The organism is Streptomyces sp. NPDC016640 (assembly GCF_043076215.1).
GTDB lineage: Bacteria > Actinomycetota > Actinomycetes > Streptomycetales > Streptomycetaceae > Streptomyces.
Map to the genome: position 1 here is coordinate 136,780 of NZ_JBIBRG010000001.1, position 12,617 is coordinate 149,396.

Consider the following 12,617-nt stretch of genomic DNA (forward strand, 5'->3'; position numbering starts at 1 on the left):
CATCGGACAGGAGTTGAGGGGCAAGTTCCGGCGTCCCGCGCGGCGGCGCCGCGCGGGACGCCGGTTGGACGTCTGCGGCGGGCGGTGGCAGTATTCGCCGCCACTGCTTCCCGGAGCGCGGTAATCCCCCTCAAACCAGGCGTCTGACCTGCGCCGCTGTGTGGATCCAGCAGGTGCCGCCACCCTTTCGGGGCCCTTGTGAAGGGCTCGTGCAGACTGGCCGGATGCGTACGGAACTGGTCTCGGAGCCCGGTGGTCCGGGCCGCCCCAACGAGGACTTCGCGAGTGTCGGACTCCCGGCCTCCGGGCAGGGCGGTTCGCTCGTGGTGCTGGACGGTGTCACGCCACCGGGGGACGGGGGCGGTTGTCTGCATTCCGTTCCCTGGTTCACCGCCAGGCTGGGCGGGGCGCTGACCGAACTGGCCGTTTCCCTCCCGGATGTCCCCCTGCCGGAGCTGCTCGCCCGCGGCCTCTCGCGCACCGCGGGGAGCCACGCGACGGCCTGTGACCTTTCTCACCCCCGTACCCCTCAGGCGACGGTGGCACTGGCCCGCTGGTCACCGGCCTCGGTCGAGTACCTGGTCCTGTGCGACTCGGTCCTGCTCGTCGAGTCCCCCGACGGCGCGGTCACCGCACTGCTCGACGACCGGCTGGCCCGGCTGCCCCGCTCGGCCCTGGCCACCGACGCCCTGGTGGACGCCACGCTGCGCAACCGGGAGGGCGGCTTCTTCACGGCGGCGGCGGACCCGTCGGTGGCCTCCCGCGCGGTCACCGGTTCCCTGCCGCGCGGCGAGGTGCGCTCCCTGGCCGCGCTGACGGACGGGGCCGCGCGCTGGGTGGAGCGGTTCCGCCAGGGCGACTGGGCGGACTGCCTGACGCTGATCCGCAAGGAGGGCCCGCAGTCCCTGGTGGAGCGCGTACGGACCCTGGAGCGGGCGGACGCGGACCGGGTGCCGCCGCCCCGGGGCAAGGCCCACGACGACGCGACGGTGGTCTACGTGGAGCTGTGACCCGGTCACCGGCGCGGAACCGGGACGGCCGGCGCGGAACCGGAACCCCGGGCACGAGGCCGGGGCCGTCGACGCCGGGCGGGCCGCCGCCCGGCCCGCTTCCTTCCGCCGCCCGGCCCGCTCCCGTGCCGCCCGGTTCACTCGTCCGCCCCGGCCCGCTCCTGCGGCCTCCGCCTCACCCCACCGGGCCCGGGACCACCCCTCCGGCCTCCGCCTCACCCCACCAGCCTCCGCCTCACCCCTCCGGCCTCCGCCTCACCCCACCGGCCCCCGGATCACCCCACCGGCCCCCGGTTCACTTCTCCGATGCCCGGTTCAGCTGGTTCAGCAGCCGGGCCAGTTCGGTGACCTCGGCGGGGTCCCAGTCGGCGAGCCGGCCGGCGTAGCGGGCGCGGCGGGCCTCGCGGACCCTCCTCACCCGGTCGTGTCCCTCCTGGGTGAGGGCGACCAGCCAGGCGCGTCCGTCGGCGGGGTCCGGCTCGCGGGCGACCAGTCCGAGCTGCTCCAGCGCGCGCAGCTGGCGCGACATCGTCGCCTTGCCGACGCCGATGTAGGCGGCGAGTTCGGTGGCCCGCTGCCGGCCGCACTCGTCCAGACGGACCAGCAGCCCGTACGCGGACGACTCGAGGTCGGGATGGACCGCGCGGGCCATCTCCCCCTGGCTGGCCCGGGCGCGTCGCAGCAGCACCGTCAACTCGCGTTCCAGCGCGAGGAACCCGGGCCGGTTCACATCGGGTCCGGACCCCGGGGAGGCGTCGTGCCCCTCCCCGCCGTTTCCGTCTTCGTGCACGTCTGACCCTGCCTCGGTTTTCCGGTTCTGAAGGTTTCCCGCCAAGTGGCGACGTCGCCGCAGCTCCGCCAGTATTTCGCAGGCGTAGACCAACGGCAGCCCGCGGACGTTCCGCCCCGCCGTGGTCCACGTGCGCAGTGTGCCCACCAGGCGATTGCGTGGCATGCCCACTACATGCGATGTGGGTCACATCCGGGTTCGCCCCCACCGACCTTTCGGAGATGCGTCATGCCTGTGCCCAGATCCGGTTCCCCCCGTATACGCGCCCTCGCGACCGCCGGCGCGGTCCTGCTCGCGGCCCTCTCCCTCCCCCACACGGTCCAGGCGGCCGAATCCGCCCCCACCGCTCCCCCGCGCGGCTCCGCCCGCATGGGCATGGGCGTCCTCGCCCACGACGGCGGCGGCGGCCTCCCCACCACGCGCACCACCCATACGGAGGGCGTGGACGTCTCCAGCCACCAGGGCGCGGTCGCCTGGACGACCCTGTGGAACAGCGGAGTCCGCTGGGCCTACGCGAAGGCCACGGAGGGGACGTACTACACCAACCCGTACCACTCCCAGCAGTACGACGGCGCGTACGACGTCGGCATGATCCGCGGCGCGTACCACTTCGCCACGCCCGACACGGCGAGCGGCGCCGCCCAGGCGGACTACTTCGTCGACCGCGGCGGCGGCTGGTCCGCGGACGGACGGACCCTGCCGGGCGTGCTCGACATCGAGTGGAACCCGTACGGCGCAGCCTGCTACGGCAAGTCACGGAGCGCGATGGTGAGCTGGATCCGCGCCTTCCTCGACCGGTACCGGGCCCGCACCGGCCGCGACGCCGTCATCTACACGGCCACCAGCTGGTGGAAGGAGTGCACCGGCGACTACGCCGGCTTCGCCTCCGCCAACCCGCTGTGGATCGCCCGGTACGCCTCCACCGTGGGCGAACTGCCCGCCGGCTGGGACACGTACACGATGTGGCAGTACACCTCCACCGGCCCGACCGTCGGCGACCACGACCGCTTCAACGGCCCCCTCGACCGGGTACGGGCCCTCGCGCTCGGCTGACCCGCCCGTTCACCCGGCCGGCCCGCCCGGCTCGGTGAAGGCCCGGGCCTCCTCGCGGGACCCGGGCCTCCCCTCATCCGGCCACCGCCGTCACACGGCGACCGGAACCTCCGGCGCCGCGCCGTTCGTGGCCGGTGACAGCGCCAGTTCCAGCACCTGGCGGACGTCCGTGACGGGGTGGACGTCCAGCGTGTCCAGCACCTCCGCCGGGACGTCGTCCAGGTCGGGCTCGTTGCGCTTGGGGATGATCACGGTGGTGATCCCCGCCCGGTGCGCGGCGAGCAGCTTCTGCTTCACCCCGCCGATCGGCAGCACCCGCCCGGTCAGCGAGACCTCGCCGGTCATCGCCACATCGGTGCGGACCAGCCGGCCGGAGAGCAGCGAGGCCAGGGCGGTGGTCATCGTGATGCCCGCGCTCGGGCCGTCCTTGGGCACCGCGCCCGCCGGGAAGTGGATGTGCGCGCCCCGGTCCTTCAGGTCGCCCACCGGCAGCTCCAGCTCGGCGCCGTGGCTGCGCAGGAAGCTCAGCGCGATCTGCGCCGACTCCTTCATCACGTCGCCCAGCTGGCCGGTCAGCGTCAGCCCCGCCGCTCCCGTCTCCGGGTCGGCCAGGGACGCCTCCACGTAGAGGACGTCACCGCCGGCGCCGGTCACGGCGAGCCCGGTGGCGACACCGGGGACGGCGGTGCGGCGCTCGGCCGGGTCCTGGGCGGACTCGGGCACGTGGTGCGGCCGGCCGATCAGGTCCCGCAGGTCGGCGTCCGTCACGGTGAACGGCAGGTCCCGCTCGCCCAGTTCGTGCTGGGCCGCGACCTTGCGCAGCAGCCGCGCGACGGACCGCTCCAGGGTGCGCACCCCCGCCTCACGCGTGTACTCGCCGGCCAGCTTGCGCAGCGCGCCCTCGTCGATGCCCACCTCGTCCTTGTCCAGCCCGGCCCGCTCCAGCTGGCGCGGGAGCAGGTGGTCGCGGGCGATGACGATCTTCTCGTCCTCGGTGTAGCCGTCCAGGCGGACGATCTCCATGCGGTCCGCCAGTGCCTCCGGGACGGCCTCCAGCACGTTGGCGGTCGCGAGGAAGACCACGTCGGACAGGTCCAGCTCGACCTCCAGGTAGTGGTCCCGGAAGGTGTGGTTCTGCGCCGGGTCGAGGACCTCCAGCAGGGCCGCGGCCGGGTCGCCCCGGAAGTCCGAGCACACCTTGTCGATCTCGTCGAGGAGCACCACCGGGTTCATGGACCCGGCCTCCTTGATCGCCCGGACGATCCGGCCGGGCAGCGCGCCGACGTACGTACGCCGGTGGCCGCGGATCTCGGCCTCGTCGCGGACGCCGCCCAGGGCCACCCGGACGAACTTGCGGCCCATCGCGTGGGCCACGGACTCGCCGAGGGAGGTCTTGCCGACGCCGGGCGGACCGACCAGCGCGAGGACCGCGCCGCCGCGCCGCCCGCCCACCACGCCCAGCCCCCGGCCGGCGCGCCGCTTGCGCACCGCCAGGTACTCGGTGATGCGCTCCTTCACGTCCTGCAGACCGGCGTGCTCGGTGTCGAGGACCGCCTGGGCGCCCCGGATGTCGTAGGCGTCCTCGGTGCGCTCGTTCCACGGCATCTCCAGGACCGTGTCGAGCCAGGTGCGGATCCAGGAGCCCTCGGGCGACTGGTCGGAGGCGCGCTCCAGCTTGTCGACCTCCTTGAGCGCGGCCTCGCGGACCTTCTCCGGCAGGTCGGCGGCCTCCACCCGGGCCCGGTAGTCGTCGGACTCCTCGGCGGGGTCCTTGCCCGCCTCGCCGTTCAGCTCGCGCAGTTCCTTGCGGACGGCCTCCAGCTGACGCCGCAGCAGGAACTCGCGCTGCTGCTTGTCGACGCCCTCCTGGACGTCCTTGGCGATGGTCTCGGCGACCTCCTGCTCGGCGAGGTGGTCGCGCAGTTGCTGGGTGGCGAGCTTCAGCCGGGCCACCGGGTCGGTGGTCTCCAGCAGGACCACCTTCTGCTCGGTGGTCAGGAACGGCGAGTATCCGGAGTTGTCGGCGAGCGCGGAGACGTCGTCGATCGCCTGGACGCGGTCGACGACCTGCCAGGCGCCGCGCTTGCGCAGCCAGGCGGTGGCGAGCGCCTTGTACTCCTTCACCAGTTCGGCGACCTGTCCCGGCAGCGGCTCCGGCACGCTCTCGTCGATCCGGGTGCCCTCCACCCACAGCGCCGCGCCCGGCCCGGTGGTCCCGGCGCCGATCCGTACCCGGCCGCGGCCGCGGATCAGGGCGCCCGGGTCACCGTCGGCCAGCCGGCCGACCTGCTCGACCGTGCCCAGCACACCGGTGCCGGCGTAGGTCCCGTCGACGCGTGGCACCAGGAGCACCCTGGGCTTTCCCTGTGTGGTCCCGGCGGCGGCCTGGGCGGCCTCCACCGCGGCGCGCACCTCGGAATCGCTCAGGTCCAGCGGAACCACCATCCCGGGCAGCACGACCTCGTCGTCGAGCGGCAGCACAGGCAGGGCGAGTGGTGTGGACTCAGCAGCCATGATCTCCCCTTCGGCAGTCAAGTTGAGCTATGCCGACTCAATGCTCGTGAGCCGACGAATGTTCCCGGGACCGCGTTCGCTCTGAGCGATCATCTTCCGGGCGCCAGGAGGCCGTGACCGCCACGAGGCCGTGACCGCCGGGAGAACGGAGCTGCTTGGATGAACACATGTCCACCCCGTACGACATTCCCGAAGTCCTGGACCGCCGCGAGGGCCCGTACGGCGAAGTGGTGCTGCGGCGGCACGGTGGCCTGCTGCAGATCATCGCCAACGGCTGCTTCCTGATGGACACCTCCGACGGCCGTTCGGAGCGGCGGCTCGTCGACGCCGCCCTGGCCGCCCTCGACGCGGCCGGCGCTCCCGGGGGGCCCCGCCCGCACGTCCTCATCGGCGGACTCGGGGTCGGCTTCTCGCTCGCCCACGCCGCCGCGCAGCCCCGCTGGGGGCGGATCACCGTGGTGGAGCGCGAACCGGCCGTCATCGACTGGCACCGCGGGGGCCCGCTGGCCGAGCTCTCCGCCCGGGCCCTCGCCGACCCGCGCACCCGGATCGTCGATGCGGATCTCGTCGAGTACGTCAATGAGACGTCCGACACATTCGACGCCCTGTGCCTCGACATCGACAACGGACCCGGCTGGACCGTCACAGAAGGGAACGAGGGGCTCTACTCACCGGCCGGACTGGCAAGCTGCGCACGGGTGTTGCGACCGCGCGGCGTACTCGCGGTGTGGTCCGCGAAGCCGTCGCCGGAATTCGAAGGAACCTTGCGGAATGCCGGGTTCCAGCAGGTGCGTACCGAAGAGATCCCCGTTGCCCGGGGCGTTCCGGACGTCGTGCACATCGGCGTCCGCCCTGAATAGCAAAGGCGCGGTGACTCCCCGTACGCTGCTGCCCTGACGCCGATCATTAAAGCGTCAATCGCAGTCATGCGCAGATGACGGATCACCCCACTGATTCGAAAAGCACACCTCAGGGGCGGGCGATGGAGCAGACACACACCTCCCACAACGGCACGGCGACGACCACCCCCGGCGCTCAGCGCAGGGTTCTGGTGGTGGAGGACGACGCGACGATCGTGGACGCCATCGCGACCCGCCTTCGTGCCGAGGGATTCCTGGTGCAAACGGCGGGCGACGGTCCGTCCGCGGTGGACACGGCGGAGGCCTGGCAGCCCGATCTGCTGATCCTCGACATCATGCTGCCCGGCTTCGACGGCCTGGAGGTCTGCCGGCGCGTACAGGCCCAGCGGCCGGTGCCGGTGCTGATGCTCACCGCGCGCGACGACGAGACCGACATGCTGGTCGGGCTGGGCGTCGGCGCCGACGACTACATGACGAAGCCCTTCTCCATGCGGGAGCTGGCGGCACGCGTGCATGTGCTGCTGCGCCGCATGGAGCGGGCGGCCCTCGCCGCCACCACCCCGCGCAGCGGCATACTGCGCCTGGGCGAACTGGAGATCGACCACGCGCAGCGCAGGGTGCGGGTGCGCAGCGAGGACGTCCACCTGACGCCCACCGAGTTCGACCTGCTGGTGTGCCTGGCGAACACGCCCCGCGCGGTGCTCTCCCGGGAGCAGCTGCTGGCCGAGGTCTGGGACTGGGCGGACGCCTCCGGCACCCGGACCGTCGACAGCCACATCAAGGCGCTGCGCCGCAAGATCGGCGCCGAGCGCATCCGCACCGTGCACGGCGTGGGCTACGCCCTGGAGACGCCGACGCCATGAGCGACGGGCCGGCCGGACGCAGAGGCCCCGGGGAACCGCAGCCCTGGGGCGCTGTACGCCCGTTCTCGATCAAGACCAAGCTGGGCGCGCTGGTCGTCGTCTCGGTGCTGATCACCACGGGTCTGTCGGTGATCGCCGTGCACACCAAGACCGAGCTGCGCTTCATCACCGTCTTCTCGATGATCGCCACGCTGCTCATCACGCAGTTCGTGGCCCACTCGCTCACCGCGCCGCTGGACGACATGAACGCCGTGGCCCGGTCCATCTCGCACGGCGACTACACCCGCCGGGTGCGCGAGAACCGCCGCGACGAGCTGGGCGACCTGGCCCAGACGATCAACGCCATGGCCGACGAGCTGGAGGCGCAGGACAGCCAGCGCAAGGAGCTGGTGGCCAACGTCTCGCACGAGCTGCGCACCCCCATCGCGGGCCTGCGCGCGGTGCTGGAGAACATCGTCGACGGTTTCACCGAGGCCGACCCCGAGACGATGCGCACGGCCCTGAAGCAGACCGAGCGCCTGGGTCGCCTGGTGGAGACGCTGCTGGACCTGTCCCGCCTGGACAACGGCGTGGTCCCGCTGAAGAAGCGCCGGTTCGAGGTGTGGCCGTACCTGTCCGGTGTGCTGAAGGAGGCCAACATGGTCGCGTCGGCCCGCGCGGGCATGGCCTCCGGATCGGGCAGCCACACCCGTACGGACGTCCATCTGCACCTCGACGTCTCCCCGCCGGAGCTCGTCGCGCACGCCGATCCGGAGCGTATCCACCAGGTCGTCGCCAACCTCATCGACAACGCGGTCAAGCACAGCCCGCCGCACGGCCGGGTGACGGTCAGGGCGCGGCGCGGCGCGCAGCCGGAGTCGCTGGAGCTGGAGGTGCTGGACGAGGGGCCCGGCATTCCGCGGACCGAATGGCACCGCGTCTTCGAACGGTTCAACCGGGGCAACGTCAACCGGCCGCACGGGCCGGGCAGTGACGGCGGCACCGGTCTCGGTCTGGCGATCGCGCGCTGGGCGGTCGATCTGCACGGCGGCCGGATCGGAGTGGCCGAATCCGAGCGGGGCTGCCGAATTCTCATCACTCTTCCGGGAGCCTCTCCGGCACCAGGTTGACGTAAAGTTCGAAGCGGAGCCGCACGATCCATGGGTGTTCGCGCTGACGGACACGTGTGATCAGGCACAGGCCCGCGCGAACTGCGCGTCGAGGCCCGGCCAAGTGATCCCTGATGCCGCCCGAAAAACCGGAACCTCGCTTGTTTCCCGCCATTTCCTGCGCCGAAACACGCGCTGAGATGTGACTTACGCGACGATGAACGGACCCGGCCTGACCTTCTCGCTCCGGGGGGCGTAGCCTTTATTTCCGCTGTCCATCACCTTGTGAAGCGGAAGAGGGCGGTTGCCGCCGTGTCGCCACAGTCCCCCAGTAACTCGAGCATCTCGACCGACACCGACCAAGCGGGCAAGAACCCCGCTGCGGCCTTCGGTGCCAACGAGTGGCTCGTCGACGAGATCTATCAGCAGTACCTCCAGGACCCGAACTCGGTGGACCGAGCCTGGTGGGACTTCTTCGCCGACTACAAGCCGGGCACGCCCGCCGGCTCGGGTCCGGCGGGCAACGCGGCCGCGGGGGCCGCGGGGACCACCGCTCAGCCGGCCGCTCCGGCCCAGCCCGCCGCGCCCGCGCAGCCCGCCGCTCCGGCCCAGCCCGCCGCGCAGCCCGCCGCCGCCCAGCCGGCCGCCAAGGCCCCGGCCCAGGCACCCGCTCCGGCGAAGGCCGCTCCCGCCGCGAAGCCGGCCGCCGCCAAGCCCGCGGCCGAGCCCCCCGGCGAGGCCAGGACCGGCCCCGAGCAGGTGACCCTGCGCGGTCCGTCCGCCGCCGTGGCGAAGAACATGGACGCCTCGCTGGAACTGCCCACGGCCACGTCCGTGCGCGCGGTCCCGGTGAAGCTGCTGTTCGACAACCGCATCGTCATCAACAACCACCTCAAGCGGGCGCGCGGCGGGAAGATCTCCTTCACGCACCTCATCGGCTACGCCATGGTCCAGGCCATCAAGGCCATGCCGTCGATGAACCACTCGTTCGCGCGGGTGGACGGCAAGCCCACCCTGGTCAAGCCGGAGCACGTCAACCTCGGTCTCGCCATCGACCTGGTGAAGCCCAACGGCGACCGCCAGCTGGTCGTCGCGGCCATCAAGAAGGCCGAGACGCTGAACTTCTTCGAGTTCTGGCAGGCCTACGAGGACATCGTCCGCCGCGCCCGCGACAACAAGCTGACGATGGACGACTTCACCGGTGTCACGGTCTCCCTGACCAACCCCGGCGGCCTCGGCACCGTCCACTCCGTGCCGCGTCTGATGCCCGGCCAGTCGGTGATCATGGGCGTCGGCGCCATGGACTACCCGGCGGAGTTCCAGGGCACCTCCCAGGACACCCTGAACAAGCTCGGCATCTCCAAGGTCATGACGCTCACGTCGACCTACGACCACCGGGTCATCCAGGGCGCCGCCTCCGGCGAGTTCCTGCGCCAGGTCGCCAACCTCCTGCTCGGCGAGAACGGCTTCTACGACGAGATCTTCGAGGCGCTGCGCATCCCCTACGAGCCGGTCCGCTGGCTCAAGGACATCGACGCCTCCCACGACGACGACGTCACCAAGGCCGCCCGCGTCTTCGAGCTGATCCACTCCTACCGGGTCCGCGGCCACGTGATGGCCGACACCGACCCGCTGGAGTACAAGCAGCGCAAGCACCCCGACCTCGACGTCACCGAGCACGGGCTGACGCTGTGGGACCTGGAGCGCGAGTTCGCCGTCGGCGGCTTCGCGGGCAAGTCGATGATGAAGCTGCGCGACATCCTCGGCGTGCTGCGCGACTCGTACTGCCGCACCACCGGCATCGAGTTCATGCACATCCAGGACCCCAAGCAGCGCAAGTGGATCCAGGACCGCGTGGAGCGCCCGCACTCCAAGCCGGAGCGCGAGGAGCAGCTGCGCATCCTGCGCCGGCTGAACGCCGCGGAGGCCTTCGAGACCTTCCTGCAGACGAAGTACGTCGGCCAGAAGCGCTTCTCGCTGGAGGGCGGCGAGTCCGTCATCCCGCTGCTCGACGCGGTGCTGGACTCGGCCGCCGAGTCCCGTCTGGACGAGGTCGTCATCGGCATGGCCCACCGCGGCCGGCTGAACGTGCTGGCGAACATCGTCGGCAAGTCCTACGCGCAGATCTTCCGCGAGTTCGAGGGCAACCTCGACCCGAAGTCGATGCACGGCTCCGGCGACGTGAAGTACCACCTGGGCGCCGAGGGCACCTTCACCGGCCTGGACGGCGAGCAGATCAAGGTCTCGCTGACCGCCAACCCCTCGCACCTGGAGGCGGTCGACCCGGTCCTCGAGGGTGTCGCCCGCGCCAAGCAGGACATCATCGGCAAGGGCGGCACGGACTTCACGGTCCTGCCCGTCGCGCTGCACGGTGACGCGGCCTTCGCGGGCCAGGGCGTCGTGGCCGAGACCCTGAACATGTCGCAGCTGCGCGGTTACCGCACCGGCGGCACGGTCCACATCGTCATCAACAACCAGGTCGGCTTCACGGCCGCCCCGGAGTCCTCGCGCTCGTCGATGTACTCCACCGACGTGGCCCGCATGATCGAGGCGCCGATCTTCCACGTGAACGGCGACGACCCGGAGGCCTGCGTCCGCGTGGCGCGGCTGGCCTTCGAGTTCCGTCAGGCGTTCAACAAGGACGTGGTGATCGACCTCATCTGCTACCGCCGCCGCGGTCACAACGAGACCGACAACCCGGCCTTCACCCAGCCGCTGATGTACGACCTGATCGACAAGAAGCGCTCGGTGCGCAAGCTGTACACCGAGTCCTTGATCGGCCGCGGCGACATCACCCTGGAAGAGGCCGAGCAGGCGCTGCAGGACTACCAGGGGCAGCTGGAGAAGGTCTTCACCGAGGTCCGCGAGGCCGCCTCCCAGCCGGCCTCCGTGGACTCCCCCGAGCCGCAGGCCGAGTTCCCGGTCGCCGTGAACACGGCGGTGACCACGGAGGTCGTCAAGCGGATCGCCGAGTCCCAGGTCAACATCCCCGACCACATCAGCGTCCACCCGCGTCTGCTGCCGCAGCTGCAGCGCCGGGCGTCGATGGTCGAGGACGGGACGATCGACTGGGGCATGGGCGAGACCCTCGCCGTCGGCTCGCTGCTGCTGGAGGGCATCCCGGTCCGGCTGTCCGGCCAGGACTCCCAGCGCGGCACCTTCGGCCAGCGGCACGCGGTGATCATCGACCGGGAGACCGGCGAGGAGCACACCCCGCTGCTCTACCTCTCCGAGGACCAGGCCCGCTACAACGTCTACAACTCGCTGCTCTCCGAGTACGCGGTGATGGGCTTCGAGTACGGCTACTCGCTCGCCCGTCCGGACGCGCTGGTGATGTGGGAGGCGCAGTTCGGCGACTTCGTCAACGGCGCGCAGACGGTCGTGGACGAGTTCATCTCGTCGGCCGAGCAGAAGTGGGCCCAGACCTCCGGCGTCGTGCTGCTGCTGCCGCACGGCTACGAGGGCCAGGGCCCGGACCACTCCTCGGCCCGCCCGGAGCGGTTCCTGCAGCTCTGCGCACAGAACAACATGACGGTCGCCATGCCGACCCTGCCGTCGAACTACTTCCACCTCCTGCGGTGGCAGGTGCACAACCCGCACCACAAGCCGCTGGTCGTCTTCACCCCGAAGTCGATGCTGCGCCTGAAGGCCGCGGCCTCGAAGGCGGAGGAGTTCACCACGGGCCAGTTCCGCCCGGTCATCGGCGACGCCTCGGTCGACCCGGCCGCGGTGAAGAAGGTCGTCTTCTGCGCCGGCAAGGTCTACTACGACCTGGAGGCCGAGCGGCAGAAGCGCGGCGCGACGGACACGGCGATCATCCGCATCGAGCGCCTGTACCCGCTGCCGGGTGCCGAGCTCCAGGCGGAGATCAAGAAGTACCCGAACGCCGAGAAGTACCTGTGGGCACAGGAGGAGCCGGCGAACCAGGGTGCCTGGCCGTTCATCGCGCTCAACCTGATCGACCACCTCGACCTGGCGGTCGGCGCCGACATCCCGCACGGCGAGCGCCTGCGCCGCATCTCGCGGCCGCACGGCTCGTCCCCGGCGGTCGGCTCCGCCAAGCGCCACCAGGCCGAGCAGGAGCAGCTGGTGCGCGAGGTCTTCGAGGCGTAACCGGAGGCCGTACGCGGGCGGGCCGCACCCCTTTCCGGGGTGCGGCCCGCCCCGTTTCCCGCACCTATCCTTGTCCTCATGTACTTCACGGACCGTGGCATCGAGGAACTGGAGAAGCGGCGCGGCGGGGAGGAGGTCACCTTCGAGTGGCTGGCCGAGCAGCTCCGTACGTTCGTCGACCTCAACCCCGACTTCGAGGTCCCGGTGGAGCGCCTGGCCACCTGGCTGGCCCGCCTGGACGACGAGGACGACGCGTAGTCCCGCCGGGGCCGGGACCGCCGTGGGAGGGCGGTCCCGGCCCCGCGCACCCGGCGCGGGCACGCACG

Annotated in this window: 9 protein-coding genes; 7 read left to right on the forward strand and 2 right to left on the reverse strand. The window is 71.4% G+C overall.

Annotated features, from left to right (window positions below; all coding sequences use genetic code 11):
• Positions 1–224 precede the first annotated feature (224 nt).
• Entirely contained in the window at positions 225–1,010 is a 786-nt protein-coding gene (locus tag ACF07S_RS00635) for a hypothetical protein (protein ID WP_391973124.1), read from the forward strand.
• 295 nt (positions 1,011–1,305) lie between these two features.
• Here ACF07S_RS00635 and ACF07S_RS00640 read toward each other — a convergent pair whose 3' ends face one another.
• A complete protein-coding gene (locus ACF07S_RS00640; RefSeq protein ID WP_391961346.1) occupies positions 1,306–1,800 on the reverse strand; it encodes a MarR family winged helix-turn-helix transcriptional regulator in 495 nt (164 codons plus the stop codon).
• A gap of 228 nt (positions 1,801–2,028) precedes the next feature.
• Between ACF07S_RS00640 and ACF07S_RS00645 the strand changes: the two genes are divergently transcribed.
• Positions 2,029–2,853: a lysozyme gene (locus ACF07S_RS00645; protein ID WP_391961347.1), complete on the forward strand. Its 825-nt coding sequence runs from the start codon at positions 2,029–2,031 to the stop codon at positions 2,851–2,853.
• Between the two features lie 90 nt (positions 2,854–2,943).
• Here the strand turns inward: ACF07S_RS00645 and lon are convergent, their stop codons facing one another.
• The gene (lon, locus tag ACF07S_RS00650; protein ID WP_391973125.1) at positions 2,944–5,367 is read right to left on the reverse strand and encodes an endopeptidase La; all 2,424 of its coding nucleotides are present in this window, start codon (positions 5,365–5,367) and stop codon (positions 2,944–2,946) included.
• 167 nt (positions 5,368–5,534) lie between these two features.
• Between lon and ACF07S_RS00655 the strand changes: the two genes are divergently transcribed.
• From ACF07S_RS00655 to ACF07S_RS00675, 5 genes are all read left to right on the forward strand, one after another.
• Positions 5,535–6,227 (forward strand): spermidine synthase, encoded by a 693-nt coding sequence (locus ACF07S_RS00655; protein ID WP_391973126.1) that lies wholly within the window; start codon positions 5,535–5,537, stop codon positions 6,225–6,227.
• 122 nt (positions 6,228–6,349) lie between these two features.
• Entirely contained in the window at positions 6,350–7,090 is a 741-nt protein-coding gene (locus ACF07S_RS00660) for a response regulator transcription factor (protein ID WP_019522934.1), read from the forward strand.
• Positions 7,087–8,199 (forward strand): ATP-binding protein, encoded by a 1,113-nt coding sequence (locus tag ACF07S_RS00665; RefSeq protein WP_391961350.1) that lies wholly within the window; start codon positions 7,087–7,089, stop codon positions 8,197–8,199. The genes ACF07S_RS00660 and ACF07S_RS00665 overlap by 4 nt, the downstream gene beginning before the upstream one ends.
• Positions 8,200–8,490: 291 nt before the next feature.
• Positions 8,491–12,291 (forward strand): multifunctional oxoglutarate decarboxylase/oxoglutarate dehydrogenase thiamine pyrophosphate-binding subunit/dihydrolipoyllysine-residue succinyltransferase subunit, encoded by a 3,801-nt coding sequence (locus tag ACF07S_RS00670; RefSeq protein WP_391973127.1) that lies wholly within the window; start codon positions 8,491–8,493, stop codon positions 12,289–12,291.
• 78 nt (positions 12,292–12,369) lie between these two features.
• Positions 12,370–12,549 (forward strand): DUF6104 family protein, encoded by a 180-nt coding sequence (locus ACF07S_RS00675; protein ID WP_391961352.1) that lies wholly within the window; start codon positions 12,370–12,372, stop codon positions 12,547–12,549.
• Positions 12,550–12,617 lie beyond the last annotated feature (68 nt).